The sequence below is a fragment of the Friedmanniella luteola genome (assembly GCF_900105065.1).
Lineage (GTDB): Bacteria > Actinomycetota > Actinomycetes > Propionibacteriales > Propionibacteriaceae > Microlunatus > Microlunatus luteolus.
In genome coordinates this window covers 4606089-4622453 of sequence record NZ_LT629749.1, presented here as the reverse complement: position 1 = coordinate 4622453, position 16365 = coordinate 4606089, and the positions used below count along the sequence as shown (strand labels likewise).

13 protein-coding genes and 1 tRNA gene are annotated in these 16365 nt (G+C 72.8%); 10 read left to right on the top strand and 4 right to left on the bottom strand.

Going from position 1 to position 16365, the window contains the following annotated elements:
* The first annotated feature begins 75 nt into the window (after window positions 1-75).
* The 5 genes from recF to BLT72_RS21540 are packed head-to-tail and all read left to right on the top strand — an operon-like array spanning window position 76 to window position 4419.
* A complete protein-coding gene (gene recF / locus BLT72_RS21560; protein ID WP_172826150.1) occupies window positions 76-1248 on the top strand; it encodes a DNA replication/repair protein RecF in 1173 nt (390 codons plus the stop codon).
* Window positions 1241-1849 carry a DciA family protein gene (locus BLT72_RS21555; protein ID WP_091416129.1) on the top strand — a complete coding sequence of 203 codons (609 nt, stop codon included), beginning with the start codon at window positions 1241-1243 and terminating at the stop codon, window positions 1847-1849. Before recF ends, BLT72_RS21555 begins: the two co-directional genes overlap by 8 nt.
* Window positions 1842-3278 carry a hypothetical protein gene (locus BLT72_RS21550; RefSeq protein ID WP_091416127.1) on the top strand — a complete coding sequence of 479 codons (1437 nt, stop codon included), beginning with the start codon at window positions 1842-1844 and terminating at the stop codon, window positions 3276-3278. Before BLT72_RS21555 ends, BLT72_RS21550 begins: the two co-directional genes overlap by 8 nt.
* Window positions 3275-3850 (top strand): hypothetical protein, encoded by a 576-nt coding sequence (locus BLT72_RS21545; protein WP_091416124.1) that lies wholly within the window; start codon window positions 3275-3277, stop codon window positions 3848-3850. The genes BLT72_RS21550 and BLT72_RS21545 overlap by 4 nt, the downstream gene beginning before the upstream one ends.
* Window positions 3847-4419 (top strand): hypothetical protein, encoded by a 573-nt coding sequence (locus BLT72_RS21540; RefSeq protein ID WP_091416121.1) that lies wholly within the window; start codon window positions 3847-3849, stop codon window positions 4417-4419. Before BLT72_RS21545 ends, BLT72_RS21540 begins: the two co-directional genes overlap by 4 nt.
* Before the next feature lie 7 nt (window positions 4420-4426).
* Here BLT72_RS21540 and BLT72_RS21535 read toward each other — a convergent pair whose 3' ends face one another.
* On the bottom strand, window positions 4427-5104 hold the full coding sequence (locus BLT72_RS21535) for a hypothetical protein (RefSeq protein ID WP_091416117.1): 678 nt from the start codon (window positions 5102-5104) through the stop codon (window positions 4427-4429).
* A 539-nt stretch (window positions 5105-5643) separates the two neighbouring features.
* Here BLT72_RS21535 and gyrB point away from each other — a divergent pair.
* The 4 genes from gyrB to BLT72_RS21515 all read left to right on the top strand — a co-directional run bounded on the left by gyrB (window position 5644) and on the right by BLT72_RS21515 (window position 12082).
* Complete coding sequence (gene gyrB / locus BLT72_RS21530; RefSeq protein WP_091418100.1) at window positions 5644-7671, top strand: DNA topoisomerase (ATP-hydrolyzing) subunit B; 2028 nt, start codon at window positions 5644-5646, stop codon at window positions 7669-7671.
* 174 nt (window positions 7672-7845) lie between these two features.
* Window positions 7846-10503 (top strand): DNA gyrase subunit A, encoded by a 2658-nt coding sequence (gene gyrA, locus BLT72_RS21525; RefSeq protein ID WP_091416114.1) that lies wholly within the window; start codon window positions 7846-7848, stop codon window positions 10501-10503.
* A gap of 51 nt (window positions 10504-10554) precedes the next feature.
* Complete coding sequence (locus BLT72_RS21520; RefSeq protein WP_091416111.1) at window positions 10555-11913, top strand: DUF3566 domain-containing protein; 1359 nt, start codon at window positions 10555-10557, stop codon at window positions 11911-11913.
* Window positions 11914-12008: 95 nt separating this feature from the next.
* Window positions 12009-12082, top strand: a tRNA-Ile gene (locus BLT72_RS21515).
* An 89-nt stretch (window positions 12083-12171) separates the two neighbouring features.
* Here BLT72_RS21515 and BLT72_RS22855 read toward each other — a convergent pair.
* The 3 genes from BLT72_RS22855 to BLT72_RS22445 all read right to left on the bottom strand — a co-directional run bounded on the left by BLT72_RS22855 (window position 12172) and on the right by BLT72_RS22445 (window position 14774).
* Window positions 12172-12498: a hypothetical protein gene (locus tag BLT72_RS22855; protein ID WP_197677137.1), complete on the bottom strand. Its 327-nt coding sequence runs from the start codon at window positions 12496-12498 to the stop codon at window positions 12172-12174.
* Between the two features lie 257 nt (window positions 12499-12755).
* The gene (locus BLT72_RS21505) at window positions 12756-13589 is read right to left on the bottom strand and encodes an aldo/keto reductase (RefSeq protein ID WP_091416107.1); all 834 of its coding nucleotides are present in this window, start codon (window positions 13587-13589) and stop codon (window positions 12756-12758) included.
* 78 nt (window positions 13590-13667) lie between these two features.
* Window positions 13668-14774, bottom strand: a complete 1107-nt coding sequence (locus BLT72_RS22445; RefSeq protein ID WP_231930218.1) for a LuxR C-terminal-related transcriptional regulator — start codon at window positions 14772-14774, stop codon at window positions 13668-13670.
* 1009 nt (window positions 14775-15783) lie between these two features.
* Between BLT72_RS22445 and BLT72_RS21495 the strand changes: the two genes are divergently transcribed.
* The gene (locus BLT72_RS21495) at window positions 15784-16056 is read left to right on the top strand and encodes a hypothetical protein (protein WP_091416101.1); all 273 of its coding nucleotides are present in this window, start codon (window positions 15784-15786) and stop codon (window positions 16054-16056) included.
* Window positions 16057-16365 lie beyond the last annotated feature (309 nt).

Here is a 16365-nt window from a genome sequence, read left to right as displayed (position 1 = left end):
TCGGGGGCATCGACACCCCGACCAGCCACCGCGCCCTGAGCTCGTCGAAGGGCTCTCGACGAAGGCGCGCCGCCGATGAGCCGGTCTGCGGCCGGTAGGCTCACCCCCGTGTTCGTCGACCACCTCCAGCTGGCCGACTTCCGCTCCTACACCGCTGTCGACGTGCCGCTCGGCGCGGGGGTCACGACCTTCGTCGGCGCCAACGGGCAGGGCAAGACCAACCTCGTCGAGGCCATCGAGTACCTCTCGACGTTGAGCTCGCACCGGGTCTCCACCGACCAGCCGCTGGTCCGCTTCGGCGCCGAGCGGGCGGTGGTCCGGGCCCGGGTGCAGGCCGGTCTCGAGGACACCCGCCAGCTGCAGCTCGAGGTGGAGATCACCCCCGGCAAGGCCAACCGGGCCCAGCTCAACCGCTCGCCGCTGCGCCGGCCCCGCGAGCTGGTCGGGGTGCTGCGCACCGTCGTCTTCTCCCCCGAGGACCTCGCCGTCATCAAGGGCGACCCGGGCGAGCGGCGCCGGTTCCTGGACGACCTGCTGGTCACCCGGTGGCCCCGGATGGCCGGCGTCCGCGCGGACTACGACCGGGTGCTGCGGCAGCGCAACACCCTGCTCAAGTCCCTCAGCGGGCGCAGCCGCGTCGGCCCGCCCCCACCGGAGGCCGCCTCGACCCTGGAGGTGTGGGACACCCACCTGGCGGCGGCCGGTGGCGAGCTGCTCGCCGCCCGGCTGAGCACGCTCGCCGACCTCGGCCCGCACATGGCGAAGGCCTACGCCGACATCGCGCCCACCAACAACGAGGCCGCGGCCGAGTACCGGTCCTCCGTCGACCTCGCGGGCCGGCTCAGCCGCGACGAGCTGGCCGAGGCGCTCCGCGACGCCATGGCCGAGCGTCGCCTGGAGGAGGTCCAGCGGGGGATCTCCCTGGTCGGCCCGCACCGCGACGACCTCGTGCTCAGCCTCGGTGTGCTGCCGGCCAAGGGCTACGCCAGCCACGGCGAGTCGTGGTCGTTCGCCCTGGCGCTGCGGCTGGGCAGCTTCCACCTGCTGCGCTCGGACGGCATCGAGCCGGTGCTGGTGCTCGACGACGTGTTCGCCGAGCTCGACGTCACCCGCCGGGAACGGCTGGCCGGCGGGGTGAGCGCCGCCGAGCAGGTCCTGATCACGGCCGCCGTACCGGCCGACGTCCCGGCGGTGCTGCAGGGACGGCGCTACGCCGTCCGGGCCGGGGAGGTGACCCCGGATGAGTGAGCCCCCGCAGGGCGGGCCGGCCGAGGGTGGCGACGGCGAGGCAGCCGACGTCGAGCCCGCGGCCGCCGCCGAGCAGCGGCCGGCTCCCGCCGAGCCGCACGACCCGAGCGGGCTGGGCCTGGCCCGCTCCGTCGCCGCGTCCCTGGGCGCGACCGCCCGCAACCGGCCCCGTCGCCGGACCCGTCCCCGCACCGAGCGGGTCGTGGGACCCGGCCCGCAGGTCTCCGGCGCGCACCCCGACGACCGCGACCCGCAGCGGCTCGGCGCCGCGGTGGAGCGGCTCGTCGACAGCAAGGGCTGGACGACGGAGGTCGACGCCCGCAGCCTGCTGGCCCGCTGGCCCAGCCTCGTCGGGCCGACCAACGCCGCCCACTCGCACCCGGAGGCGTTCGCCGACACCGTCCTCACCGTGCGCACCGACTCGACGGCGTGGGCGACCCAGCTGCGGATGCTCGCGCCGCAGCTCGTCGCGCTGCTGAACGGGGCCCTCGGCGACGGTACGGTGACGCGCGTGGACGTGCGGGGCCCGGACGGGCCGACCTGGAAGAAGGGTCGGTTGTCCGTCCGCGACGGACGGGGCCCGCGGGACACCTATGGCTGAGCCGGCCGCCCCGACCACGTCCCGTCCGCCGGCCCCCCGACTGACCGCGGCGGACGCCGGCCGGGCCGAGCTGGTCGGGCTGCTGACCGACCTGCGGATCCTCGTCGTGGACAGCGGACGGGTCTGGTGGCGGCTGCTGCCGCAGCTGCTCGGCCTCTACCTGCTGGGCTGGCTGGGCTCGCAGCTGGCGCTGCGGCTCGCGGTCGCCGCGGGTGAGGTCAGTGCCTGGCTGGCCCTGGTGCTCTTCTCGTTCAACTTCGTCAGCCTGCTGACGGCGCTCGTCCTGATCCTGCAGCTGGTCGGCCGCGAGCTCGGCATCCGGACCCTGATCCCCGCGGAGGAGGCGGCCGTCGACGGCCGGGACGAGAGCGTCGGTCAGCTGCTCGCCGTCACCCTGCTGCCGTTCCTCGGCCTCTACGCCGCGTTCGGCCAGGTGACCGAGGCGGCGAGCGACCTCACGGTGGAGCAGGGCCTGCGCAGCGGCTTCGGCGCCGACGGCAGCGTCCTGGGCGTGCTGAACGACGCGAGCCAGCAGCACCCGTGGCGGCTGCTCGCCCTCGTGGTGGGCGTCTACGTGCTGCGGCGGGTCATCGACGCCCTCCACGAGCGCACCGGCCGTCAGGTCCTGGGCCTGCTCGTCGCGCTGGTGGAGTCCTTCTTCATGCTGCTGGTCATCCTGGGCGGCATCCGGCTGTTCCAGCTCGCGATGCTCTGGCTGACCGACCGGGCGTTCATGGGCTGGGGCGCGGCCGTCCGCGACGCCGTCGGCGCGTTCCTGGCGCGGTTCGCCATCGACCTGCCCGCGGTCCTCGAGACCCTCACCCGGGTCGTCACCGAGCAGGTCTGGCCGGTGGCCTGGGACGTGGTCTCGCAGCCGATCATCTGGCTCGCCGTCGCCGCGCTGATCTACGGCTCCCAGGTGCTGTCGCTGGCCGAGCTGTGGCGCAAGGGCCAGACCTACGCCGACCGGATCCCCGGCGCCGGCACCTTCGCGCGATACCGCGACAAGCAGGCGCTGCGCCGCATCGGCCCTCCCCCGCGCGGCGTGCAGCGGGTGGCCCGCGAGGCCAAGGAGGCCTTCCTGGGCGACGTGGACGACAAGTACCTGCCCACCTTCCACTCGCTGCGGCTGGTGCTGCGGGCCGGGCTGGTCTTCCTCGGCTCCTTCGTCCTCGTCCACGCCGTCCTGGAGGCCGTCCGCAACTACGCCTCCACCGCGCTCGACGCGCTGCTGGGCGGGCACACGGTGGACTTCTGGACCGTCTGGGGACCGTGGGTCGACCTGGCGTCCACCCTGCCCTTCGAGCCGCTCCGGCTCTGCCTGCTGGCCGTGGCCTTCCGCCGCTGCCTGGAGCTGTTCCAGCAGCGCTCGCACGCCGCCGCAGCACCCGTGCTCGCGCCGCCCGCGACGGTCGGGGTGGGCGGGTGAGGGTCCGCCGCTCCCGGCTCGTCGCCCTGCTGAGCGCCATCGCCTGCGTCGCCCTGGCCGCCACCGCCGTCCAGGTGAGCGAGGCCCGGCCCGACCACGAGTACCTCCGCGGCCAGGTCGGCCGCCCGGTCGCCGTCGAGGACGGCGAGGTGCTGGTGGACGACGTCCGGGTCGGCACCCAGCTCACCCGCTCCGGTGAGGTCATGGACACCACCCCGGGCGCCTTCGTCGTCGTCGGGGTGACGGCGTCGGCCACCGGGCACCGCGAGGTGCTCTTCGGCAGCAGCCGGCTGGTCACCCGCGGGCCCCGGGTCTACGACGCGTTCACCTCCCAGAGCGTCCGGGCCGCCCCCGGCTTCGCGGAGCGGCTCGACTACGTCTTCGAGGTCGACCCGACCGCGGTCGAGGACCTGACGCTGGAGCTGTGGCGGGTCGAGATCATCAGCGGCTACCAGGCCCGGGTGCAGGTGCACCTCGGCATCACGGCCGACAACGCGGCGCAGTGGCGCGAGGCCGCGGCCGGCCGTCGGGTGGAGATCGACACGAACCGCACCACGAGGGCGCTCGGGTGACCGCCGTGCTCGACCCCGCGCCCGCCGCGGTGCCCCGGCCGGCCGCGCGACGCCGGGCCTGGCTGCTGACCGCCGCCGGCGCGCTGGTGACGCTGCTCTACCTGCTCAGCTGGTCGGTCTACGCCCTCGCGCACACCGGGGACGACCGCTACCGCGCGGTCGCGCCCGGCGCCCCGGCCCGGGCGCTGTCCGCCGAGTGGCGGCTGCTCGGCCTGGTCCGGACGCCCCGGCTGGTCGCCTCGTCCGGCGAGCCGGGCCTCGCCGGCGCCGGTGCCACCTACGTCGTGGCGGAGCTCGAGCGGACCCCGGTGGAGGTCACCGACTTCGCGTTCTGCACCACGGCGCTGCTGGGTCCGGGGGGCCGGGTCTGGGAGCCCGGCGACCGCGGGTCCGGCGTGCCGTCGCGGGACACCCCCGGGTGCAGCTCCGAGGACCGGGAGGTGGGCCGGGCCTACCGCTTCGAGGTGGTCTACCTCGTGCCCACGGCCTTCGTCGACCAGGTGGTAGGCGTCGCGCTGCCCGACCGCACGACCGCCGCCCGGACGCCCGTGCTGCGGCCGCCGGCCTGAGCACCGCTCAGCTGGTGGCCGGCGGCAGCACCTCGACCGGCAGCTCGAACCGGCTGCCGGCGTCCGCGTTGCGCCACTGCGGCTCCTGGTCGCCCAGCAGCGAGCTGTCCCGGAACTCGAGGTCGAACACCACGAAGCTGAGGGTGTCCCCCGGCTGGTAGGTGCGGGGGAACTCGAACTCGACGCGGAAGGGCTGCAGCGGCAGCCCCGGCGTGAAGGCCTCGGAGCTGACGAAGCCGCCCGGGCGGAACGACTGGGTCTCGGGGGTGCGCACCTCGCCGCTCGCCACGTCCTTGGCCACGAACATGCCGTCGTCGCCGCTGTGGTCGGGCGCGATGGTGACGTCGCCGGTGGTCCGGCCCTCCCCGACGGCGGTGACCCGCCAGACGACCCGGTCGTCGTAGGTCGTCCGCTGCTGGGCGGTGGCCCCGGTGAAGCGGAGCTCGTAGGGCCCGGTGCTCACCAGGGTGCCGACCGGGGTCGCGCGCAGCAGGTCGGTGCGCCGTTCGAACCCGCCGAGCGCCCAGGTGAGGACCAGCAGGCCCGCCAGGGCCGCGGCGACCAGCCCCCACGCCGCTCCGGGCGGGAGGGGTCGGCCTCGCACCGGGGTGGACGGTGCCGACCAGCGCGGGCTGACCTCCCCCTCGTCCAGCCAGACCCGGCTGACGGCGGTCGGCTCAGGCACGCGGTCAGTGTAGGGCCGGCCCGGGCCCCGGGTCCGGACCTCGCGGCGGGGGACCGGGTGCTGGCCGCCAGAAGCCCTCAGAAGCCCGTCGCGGGCCCGGGGTGCGTATCGGGAGTCTCCGGAGACCTCCCGGTTCGTCCAGATGCCCAGCCAGGGCCAGCCAGATGCATCGGGCCGTCCCCGGACACCCCACCAGGATGCGGGATCTGCGCTCGTGCGCGCTAGAATGGGCAGGTCCGGTTCGCACCGGCCCGCCCCCGGTCTCGTGCCGTCGACGGACGTGTGCCTGCCGGAGGTGGTCGGACCGCCCGGTCCGGCCGCAACGGTCCAACGTGCCGCCTGCTCCCCGTCCCGCCCGGCTCTCACTGCCGCGCGGCCCGGCCCGGGCGGCGCCTGTGTGACAGGAGCCCGTGCCGGTGCCGGACGAGACGCCCGACCAGTCCCCCGAGACCCCCCTCGACGCGACCGCGCCCGAGGCCGCCGAGGCCCTCGAGAGCTACCTCCGTTCCGACGACGTCGAGACCGGCGAGGTCGACGGCGTGTCGATCGGCCCGGAGTCCTCCGAGGAGCTGCCGGCCGACCGCACGGTCGAGGCGCCGCGGAACACCAACAGCAACAACCCCGGGGCCTACGACTCGGAGTCGATCACCGTCCTCGAGGGGCTCGAGGCCGTCCGCAAGCGCCCGGGCATGTACATCGGCTCCACGGGCGAGCGCGGTCTGCACCACCTCGTCCAGGAGGTCGTCGACAACTCGGTCGACGAGGCCATGGCCGGCTACTGCGACACCATCGACGTCCGCGTCCTGGCCGACGGCGGCATCCGGGTGATCGACAACGGCCGCGGCATCCCGGTCAAGCTGCACCCGAAGGAGGGCATCCCGGCGGTCACCGTCGCCCTCACCGTGCTGCACGCCGGCGGCAAGTTCGGCGACGGCGGCTACAAGGTGTCCGGCGGCCTGCACGGCGTGGGCGTCTCGGTGGTCAACGCGCTCTCCACCCACCTCACCGTGGACGTCTACCGCGACGGCTACCACTGGACGCAGTCGTTCTCCCTCGGCGTCCCGGACGGACCTCTCGAGCAGCTCGAGGCCACCGACCGCACCGGCACCACGGTCACCTTCTACGCCAGCAGCGAGATCTTCGAGACCACGGTCTACACCTACGACACGCTGGCCACCCGGTTCCGCGAGATGGCCTTCCTCAACAAGGGCCTGACCATCTCCATCACCGACGAGCGGCCCGACCGCGTCGATGACCAGGGGCGGCCGCTCACCGACACGTTCTGCTACGCCGACGGCCTGGTCGACTACGTGAAGTACCTGATCGGCACCAAGGAGACCATCCACGGCTCGGTCATCAACGTCGAGGCCGAGCGCCCCGAGGCCGGCCTGAGCCTCGAGCTGGCGATGCAGTGGAACACCTCCTACAACGAGTCCGTGCACACCTTCGCCAACGCCATCAACACCCACGAGGGCGGCACCCACGAGGAGGGCTTCCGGGCGGCACTGACGCTCACGGCCAACAAGTGGGCCGAGACGTGGGGGCTGGTCCGGAAGAAGGAGGACCGGCTGTCCGGGGAGGACATCCGGGAGGGGCTGACGGCGATCATCTCGATCAAGCTCGCCGAGCCGCAGTTCGAGGGCCAGACCAAGACGAAGCTCGGCAACACCGAGGCACGCTCGTTCACCCAGACCGTGGTCAACGACATGCTGGGTGCCTGGTTCGAGCAGAACCCGGCCGAGGGTCGGCAGATCATCCGCAAGGGCCAGGCCGCTGCCATCGCGCGGGTCGCGGCCCGCAAGGCGCGCGACGCCGCCCGTGACCGCAAGGGCCTGCTGGGCCGCAGCGGCCTCCCCGGCAAGCTCAGCGACTGCCAGTCGACGAACCCCGAGGAGTGCGAGGTCTTCATCGTCGAGGGCGACTCGGCCGGCGGCTCCGCCAAGGGCGGTCGCGACCCCCGGATCCAGGCGATCCTGCCGATCCGCGGGAAGATCCTCAACGTCGAGAAGGCGCGGATCGACCGGATCATGCAGAACAACGAGGTCCAGGCGATCATCTCCGCCCTCGGCACCGGCGTGCACGACGACTTCGACGTCGAGAAGCTGCGCTACCACAAGATCGTGATGATGGCCGACGCCGACGTCGACGGCGCCCACATCCGCACGCTGCTGCTGACGCTGATGTTCCGCTTCATGCGCCCGCTCATCGAGGCCGGCCACGTCTACCTGGCGCAGCCGCCGCTGTTCAAGATCAACTGGAGCAACTCCGCGCACGAGCTCGCCTACACCGACTCCGAGCGGGACGCCCTGCTCCGGGTCGGCGGCGAGGAGGGCAAGCGGCTGCCGCGCGACAACGCGATCCAGCGCTACAAGGGCCTCGGCGAGATGAACCCCGACCAGCTGTGGGAGACCACCATGGACCCCGACAACCGGGTGCTCCTGCAGGTCACCCTCGACGACGCCGCCCGCGCCGACGAGATGTTCTCGATCCTGATGGGCGAGGACGTCGAGCAGCGCAGGAACTTCATCCAGCGCAACGCGAAGGACGTCAGGTTCCTTGACATCTGAGCAGTCCCGATCGCGCCCGGCCGCACCCTCCAGCTCCTGTCCTCCTCCTCGTCCGAGACGGACGCAGAGCGGGTCCGCCGCTCACGCGTCGTCCCGACCGGACCCGGGCGCGACCTTCCCGACGCTCGCCAACTCGGACGCTGATCCGGGTGCTCATCTCCGAAGGAGCAACACATGAGTGACCAGACGCCCGAGGGTCCGGTGACCGACCGGCGGGAGCCGGTGGACCTCCAGGAGGAGATCCAGAAGTCCTACCTGGACTACGCCATGAGCGTGATCGTGGGGCGGGCGCTGCCGGACGTCCGGGACGGGCTGAAGCCCGTGCACCGGCGGGTGCTCTACGCGATGTTCGACGGCGGGTACCGGCCCGACCGCGGGTGGAACAAGTGCGCCCGGATCGTCGGCGACGTGATGGGGCAGTACCACCCGCACGGGGACTCCTCGATCTACGACACCCTCGTCCGGCTCGCCCAGCCGTGGGTGATGCGCTACCCGCTGGTCTCGGGCCAGGGGAACTTCGGCTCGCCGGGCAACGACCCCGCGGCGGCGATGCGCTACACCGAGTGCAAGATGGCGCCGCTGGCCATGGAGATGGTCCGCGACATCACCGAGGACACCGTCGACTTCAAGCCCAACTACGACGGCAAGGAGTCCGAGCCGGTCGTCCTCCCGGCCCGGTTCCCGAACCTGCTGGTCAACGGCTCGACCGGCATCGCCGTCGGCATGGCCACCAACATCCCGACGCACAACCTCCGCGAGGTCGCGGCGGCCGTGCAGTGGTCGCTCGAGCACCCCGAGGCCACCGCCGAGGAGCTGCTCGCCGCCGCCATGGAGCGGGTGAGCGGTCCCGACTTCCCCAACGGCGCGCTCATCGTCGGCCGGCAGGGCATCGAGGACGCCTACCGGACCGGCCGCGGCTCCGTCACCATGCGGGCCGTCGTCGACATCGACGAGGACCGCTCGGGGCGCACGAACCTCGTCATCACCGAGCTGCCCTACATGGTCAACCCGGACAACCTGGCGCTGAAGATCGCCGAGCTGGTGAACACCGGCAAGCTCTCCGGCATCTCCGACATCCGGGACAACACGTCGTCCCGGACCGGTCAGCAGCTGGTGATCGTCCTGAAGCGCGACGCCCAGCCGCGGGTGGTGCTGAACAACCTCTACAAGCACACGCAGCTGCAGGACACCTTCGGCTGCAACATGCTGGCTCTCGTCGACGACGTCCCGCGCACGCTGCGGCTCGACCAGTTCATCTCGTACTGGATCGAGCACCAGGTCGAGGTGATCCAGCGGCGCACGCGGCACCGTCTCGCCGACACCCAGGCCCGCGCCCACATCTACCGGGGCCTGGTCAAGGCGCTGGACGCCCTCGACGAGGTCATCGCCCTCATCCGGCGCAGCCCCAGCACCGACGAGGCGCGCGAGGGCCTCAAGACGCTGCTGGACATCGACGACCCCCAGGCGACGGCGATCCTCGACATGCAGCTCCGCCGGCTGGCGGCCCTGGAGCGGCAGCGGATCATCGACCAGCTCGCCGAGTACGAGCGGATCATCGCCGACCTCGAGGACATCCTGGCCCGGCCCGAGCGGCAGCGGACCATCGTCAGCGAGGAGCTCGCCGAGATCGTCGACAAGTACGGCGACGAGCGGCGCACGCAGATCATCTCCGCCGACGGCGACCTGTCGAACGAGGACCTGATCCCCGACTCCGACGTCGTCGTCACCATCACCCGCGGCGGCTACGCCAAGCGCACCCCGACCGGGCTGTACCGGGTGCAGAAGCGCGGCGGCAAGGGCGTCCGCGGCGCCACGCTGCGCAGCGACGACGAGGTGGACCAGCTGTTCGCCACCACGAACCACCACTGGATCCTGTTCTTCACCAACAAGGGCCGGGTCTACCGCGCGAAGGTGTGGCAGCTGCCCGAGGCCAACCGGGACGCCCGCGGTGGGCACGTCGCCGGGCTGCTGTCCTTCCTGCCCGACGAGGAGATCGCCCAGGTGCTGGCGGTGCGGGACTACCAGACCGCCCCCTACCTGCTGCTGGCCACCAAGCGCGGCCTGGTCAAGAAGACGGCGCTCTCCCAGTACGACTCGCCCCGGCAGGCGGGCATCATCGCCGTCAACTTCCGCGACGACGACGACGAGCTGATCGGCGCCCAGCTGGCCAGCACCTCCGACGAGGTCCTGCTGATCTCGCGCAAGGGCCAGTCGATCCGCTTCCCGGCGCACGACGAGGAGCTCCGGCCGATGGGCCGGGCGACGTCCGGCGTCACCGGGATGAAGTTCCGGGCCGACGACGAGCTCCTCAGCCTCTCGGTCATCAAGGCCGGGGAGAACGAGGACGACCACTTCGTCTTCACCGTCACCGACGGCGGGTTCGCCAAGCGGACCGCGGTGGCGGAGTACCGGCAGCAGGGCCGCGGCGGCCTGGGCATCAAGGCCATGCGGCTGAACGACGACCGGGGCGCCCTGGTCGGCGGGCTGGTGGTCACCGAGCGCGACCAGGTCATCGCCATCAAGGCCAGCGGGCAGATCACCCGGAGCGCCGTGGCCGAGGTGCCGGTCAAGGGCCGTGACACCATGGGGGTCAAGTTCGTCGGAGTGGGCGGGAACGACTCGGTGGTCGTGATCGCGCTCAACCCGGAGACGACCGCCGAGGCTGCCGTGATCGACACGGCCGCGGTGGACGACACCGAGGTGCCGGTGGACGGCTCCGTCGCGTCGGCGACAGAGCCTGGTGTGCAGGAGGACGAGGGCCCGACGGCCGCGTCGGCCGAGGACACCGCCCTCGAGGGTGACCGGTCCTCGAGGCACGGCGAGGAGGAGTGAGCAGTGAGTGAAGGCAACCAGGGACCCAGCGGTCCCGCGCGCCGGACTCCGGTGACCGAGGATGACCGGCCGACCGCCCAGATCCCGGCGGTCCGGCCGGGTGACGGCGCCGAGCGCCCCGCGGCGACCCCTCCCGCTCCCCGGGGTCCGGCCAGCGCCAGCCCGTCGAAGACCCGGACGGCCCAGAGCCAGTCCGAGCCGGGCACCACCAGCGGGAACGGCAGCCAGGGTGCGCACGCCCCGGGCAGCCCCCGGGCCGGCGCCCCGGCCCAGCCCGCCCCCGGCGCCACGCGGCCCTCCGGTCCCCAGCCGAGCGCCTCCGGGTGGACCCCGCCGCCTCTCGGCGGACGGCAGACCCCGCAGCCCCCGGCGGCCCCGCCCGCTGGTTCGGCCCGCCCCGGCCCGGGCGCGACCACCGCGGGTCCGCCGGCCGGCCGGCCCGCCCAGGCCCGCCCCGCCGGCGGACGCCCCGGTTCCGACGTGGCCGGTCCGGCCGCGACCAACCCGAGCGCCGCCCCGCGGACCGCCGCCGCGGCGGGTGCCGCCACCGCGGCAGCGAAGCCGGCCGCGCCGACGACCGCCGGCGGGCCGAAGGTCCCGCTCTGGCAGCGGCTGACCGACGCCCTCGGGATCGAGCGGAAGTCCGACGACCACGCCCCGGCCGACGGCGCCGAGGCGGACGGGTCGGCACCCGCCGCCGCCACCGGTGTCACCGCTCCGGCGGCCCGGACGGCTCAGCCGGCCTCGCCCTCCACGGGGGCTGCCGGCCCGCGGCCGGGCGTCACCGCGACGGCCCCGGTCACGGCCGCACCCTCGGCCCCGGCCCACCCCGGTCCGCAGCAGTACCGGATCGGCGAGCGACCCCAGCCCGCGTCCGCGCCGGCGTCGCGCCCGGGCGTGCCGGCCGGTGCGGCCACCACCGGCGCGGTCGCCCCGACCAGCTCCACCGCCCTGCTGCCCACGACCACGCCGGCGGGCGGCCCGAAGCCGGCCGAGACCCTGGCCGCCGGCCCGGCGCCCGCGGCCACCCCGGCCCGGCGGACCCGCAAGGCCCGGCTCCGGCTGAGCCGGCTGGACCCGTGGTCGGTGATGAAGACGTCCTTCCTGTTCTCCATCGCCGCCGGCATCATGCTGGTCGTCGCCGTCTACGCGGTCTGGGCCGTGCTCAGCGCGTCGGGCCTGTTCGCCTCGGTCAACGACATCGTCGCCAGCGTCGTCTCGACGCCGGGGGACACGACGCCGTTCCGGGTGGAGGACTACATCAACACCCAGCGGGTGATGGGCATCGCCGCGCTGCTCGCCTGCGTGGACGTCGTCATCTTCACCGCGCTGGCCACGCTGGGGTCGTTCCTCTACAACCTCGCCGCCACCATGCTCGGCGGGCTGGAGATCACCCTCGCCGAGGACTGAGCCCGCCGGCCGCGGACCGATTTGAGGCGGTCCGCGGCCATGGGCTAACCTTGCGAGTCGCACCGGCCACCCGGGGCGCACCGCGGAAGTCTCGCGGGCCTATAGCTCAGTCGGTTAGAGCGCTGCCCTGATAAGGCAGAGGTCAGTGGTTCAAGTCCACTTAGGCCCACCCACCCCGAATCCTCGCTGACCAGGGCGAGGGCTAGGCCGCTTCCGGCAGGTCTTCCGCAGCCCGTCGGCCTCGGGGGCGTGCGGGACTCACCGGGACCCTTCTTCTCGCAGCTCGACCACGTATGGCGGTCGGCTCACCCGGCTCCTCAGCAGCGCATGCAGGCGATCGACCGCCTCATCCGACCCGTCCTCGAAGAGACCGCCGTAACGGGTCAGCGTGAAAGCGACGTTGTCCGGACTGCCACGCCGAACATCACGAGGTGAATGACGCGGACGGCGAGCAGTGCAAGCCCGAAGACGAGGACCCCAGTGCTGAACGCGGTCGGGAGTGCGCTCGCTGCCAGCGTCAGCCAGCACCAGCTCGGTCACCTGCGACATGGCGTAGACGAACACGAGGTCGAAGAACAGTTCCAAGTCGCCGACCGACCCGCCGCCGTCGTCCTGAGCAGCGGGCTCGGGTCCCGGTTCGGGATCTTCTGGCCCGCGCGACGTGATCCTCGGGCAGCCCTGAAGTTGTCACCGCGCCCGAGGTGCTGGTGTGGTGGACCAGGTCAAGGCGTGTACCGGGTCAGGAAGAGGTGACGAGCTGACTCGGCCCGATCTCCCGACCCGGGGTTTGACGCCGGGGGCTTCCTGGTCCTCGTGCGGACCGGGCTGCACCCTCCGGCAGATCACAAGATCTCCAGTGGCCGCGGTCCGTTCGGCGGCGGGAACGCACGGTCGAGAGCATCCAGGTCCTCGCGGGTCAGCTCCGCGTCCAGGGCCGTGGCGTTGTCGCGCACGTGCTCCGGGTTGCTCGCCTTGGGGATGGTGCAGAGCGAGTCGCGGCGCAGCACCCAGGCCAGGGCCGCCGCCGCCGGGCTGATGCCGTGCCGGGCCGCGACATCGCCCAGCGTCGCGTCGCCCAGGATGCGGCCCTGCTCGATCGGCGAGTACGCCATCACCGGCAGCTCGTGGTCGGCGCACCAGGGCAGCAGGTCGTACTCCGGCCCCCGCCGCGACAGGTTGTACAGCACCTGGTCGGTGGCCAGCCCGCCGCTGCCCGGCAGGTCCAGGAGGTCGGTGAGGGCGAGGTAGTCGAAGTTGCTGACGCCCCAGTACCGGATCTTCCCGACGTCGACCAGCTGTTGGAAGGCCGCGAGGGTGTCCTCGAGCGGGTGCCCGCCCTGCCAGTGCAGCAGGTAGAGATCGATCCGGTCGGTGCGCAGGCGCTCCAGGCTGCGCTCGCAGGCAGAGATCGTACCGGAACGCGACGCGTGCGACGGCAGCACCTTGCTGACCACGAACGCCGAGTCGCGGCGACCCGCCAGTGCCTCACCGAGCACCTCCTCCGCGCCGCCGCCGGCGTACATCTCGGCAGTGTCGACCAGGGTCATGCCCAGGTCCAGGCCGGTGCGCAGAGCCGCGACCTCGTCGCCGCGGCGACCGGGGTCCTCCCCCCAGCCCCAGGTGCCCTGGCCCAGCACGGGGACGGACTCCCCGCTCGGCAGCGCGATCCGTCGCATCTGCGATCCCTTTCCTTCCGTGTGCTGCGGTGGGACGCGGGCCGGGACATCCCGGGGACCCCGCATCCCGCCATCCTCCTACCCGGCGGCGGGCCTCGGCACAGGCGCGACCTTCCGGACGTCCCCGAGGCTCCTCCGTTCACCCAGATCAAGGACGTCCGGGTTCTTCGGTGTTTGTCGAGGGGTTCGCTCTCGGCTCTGGGGTGGGCTGGTCGTGCATGCCAGGAGTGTGGGTGGGATGTAGAGCCCGCGTCGTTGGGCGCGGACGGCGGCGAGTGCTCGGGTGTCGGCGTCGAGCTTGATGAGGATGTGTTCGATGTGGGTGGCGATGGTGCGCTGGGTGACGGCGAGGCGTTGAGCAGCCTCGGCGTTGTGGCAGCCGGCGATCAGCAGGCCGAGGACCTCGAGCTCGCGGCGGGTCAGCGCTTGCAGGTCGCCGCACGGTGAGAGCACGACGATCGCGCTCAGGTGGGGCGGGGCGTTGTCGGGCCCGTCCAGGGCGGTCACACGCAGATAGCCTCCGGGCTCTGCCGGTGCGGGGTGCAGGAACGAGGTCTGCGGCCCGTCGAGCATCTCGTGGGCCGCGGCCAGCACGGGGGAGCCGGGGCGCAACGCGGCGTGATCGGGCAGCCCGGGCAGCGCCTGCACGCCGCCTGTTCGGGTGAGGATCACCGCGGCGGTCGCGCCGTGCACCAGCTGCACCGCTGCTGCGGCCGAGCGCAGGGGGTCGATGGCCCGGGCCAGCGTGGGGCCGAGGGCGGCGAGCAGGTCGCGGGCGGCGTCGGACGGGGCGGTGGGGGTGCCGGTGAACAGGCCCAGCAACCCCAGGTGCCGACCGTCAGCGGAGAACAGGCACAGGCCCAGGCCTTCGCGGAAGCCGGCCGGCAGCAGGCACTCGGCCCAGGCGCGCATCTCGGTAACGTGAGTGGGGGAGTCGGCGACCCGGAGCGGGGTGCGGGAGTGGGTCATCCCGAGTTGTTCGATCTCGTCGACCAGGACCGGTCCGTCCAGGTAGGCGGCGGTGCGCTGGTCCCAGCCGAGGCTGACCAGTGGGCGGTGTCCGCGGCGCTGCTCGTCGCGCAGCGCCAGCCACGCCCCGTCGAACGACAGCAGCCGGTGCAGCGGCTCGAGCAGCGCTGCAGCACGTTCAGCCGGGCTGCCCGGCGTCGCCGCGATCTGCGACACCTCGGTCGCGATCCGCCCTGCGTCCGCTGATGGTTTCATCGGGCCCCCCACCCCGCGCCGCCCGCGCCACCTGGCCTGATCGGCCGTTCTGCCGATGCGCCGGGGTGCAGCCTGAGTGTTGGATATCGCTGCTGGTGCCCGCGGTACCTCACGATCGGACTGCGGACACACAGATCTGGGCTTGCAGCAGATTTCGGGGGAGCGGCGACGATCGGGAGGGATCGAAGCCGCGGGCTCGACCTCCGGCCGTAAGCCAGCCCCGGGCGTCGCGGGCCTGACGCGGCGACGTCCGGGGGTTCTCCCGCGCCGGTCCCGGCGCACGCTTCCAGGTCGAGCGCCCCGTAGGTGTCGTCGGCTCCGGTCACCGGCAGGGACAGGCTGGTGCCGACACCAAGCTCGGTGGCGACGCGGGCCCTGCAGGGCCACCGATCGGCCGCCCGGGAAGCGTCCCCGACCTGGGCCACCGTCCGGGCCTGGCAGGCGTCCGGGCAAGGGCCTGCGTTGTCTCGGTACTGGATCTGGTCGACACCCCAGGACACGCCGTCGCTGGCGAACACTGTGACCGGCCCTGACCCGGGCGGCCGAAGCTTCGGCAAGCTCGCATTCTTCGAGCTGTTCACCACCCACGTAGACGGACGGTCGAGATTCTCCAGACGAAGCGGTCCCGCGCAGAGCGGACATGGCATGAGCAGCCCCTTGAGGCCTGTGGCGTCGATGTGGACCACGTGGTTGAAGCCTCGACGTCGGCTTGAACGCTACTGCCGGCCCTCGGTTGCCGTGAGGCGACCCCCGGCCCGGTTGCGCGCAGCCGGGACGAGCTCCCCTGGCGGGCGTCTCAGCGGCCACAGGACAAGCGGCCCCGGGCAGCGGTCCAGGACCCTGGAGGCACAGGGCCCAGGGCGTGCACTGCTGCGTCTGGCTCTTCTAGATCAAGGGCCTCGCTACGCTCGGCCGACGGCGCGTGTCCTCGCTTCGCTGCGGGCCGCGCCGCCCCGCGTAGCGTGTGGACGTGGTTCGCAAACCACCGAACGTCGAAGGGCTGGGCTTCACCGATGAGCAGTCCACTCTGCTGAACCACCTGGACGTGGTGGGAAACAACGGCTGGGCTCGAACGAGTCAGACCGAGGCGATGCTGCCTCCCCTCCTGGCGGAACTAGAGGCCACAGGTGTGTCTCTAGCGCAGATCCAGCAGGCCATGGCATCGGTCGGGTACGACGAGTCCGACCTTCACCAGCTTGCTCGCTGGGACTCGAAGCGAAGGACCGGTCGGTTCGGTCGCTGATGCCTCAGCCGTGCTTCCTAGGCCCGCAACGCAAGGCACTGCATCGAGCCGCTGCGTGACGACGTGAGTGACTACCAGGTCGCCTGACCGCCGACGCGCCTGGACCACGGTGGCCCGACACCACGCTCACAACTGGCTGGCTCCGCCCGTCGAGGTCGACCTGATGAGGCAGAGGTCAGTGGTTCACGTCCACTGAGGCCCACCCCTCCTGTCCCACCTCGCCGCAGCGCGCTGCCCGGCCTCGGTCGTCGGGGTCGGCCGTCCCGTGTGGCTATGATCGCCGGACGCACTCCTCGGGGGATGGCAGCT

Excerpts from the sequence above, each read along its gene's own strand:
- recF (WP_172826150.1), top strand. The coding sequence starts at position 76 with ATGAGCCGGTCTGCGGCCGGTAGGCTCACCCCCGTGTTCGTCGACCAC.
- gyrA (WP_091416114.1), top strand. The coding sequence starts at position 7,846 with ATGAGTGACCAGACGCCCGAGGGTCCGGTGACCGACCGGCGGGAGCCG.
- BLT72_RS21555 (WP_091416129.1), top strand. The coding sequence starts at position 1,241 with ATGAGTGAGCCCCCGCAGGGCGGGCCGGCCGAGGGTGGCGACGGCGAG.
- BLT72_RS21505 (WP_091416107.1), bottom strand. The coding sequence starts at position 13,589 with ATGCGACGGATCGCGCTGCCGAGCGGGGAGTCCGTCCCCGTGCTGGGC.
- BLT72_RS21550 (WP_091416127.1), top strand. The coding sequence starts at position 1,842 with ATGGCTGAGCCGGCCGCCCCGACCACGTCCCGTCCGCCGGCCCCCCGA.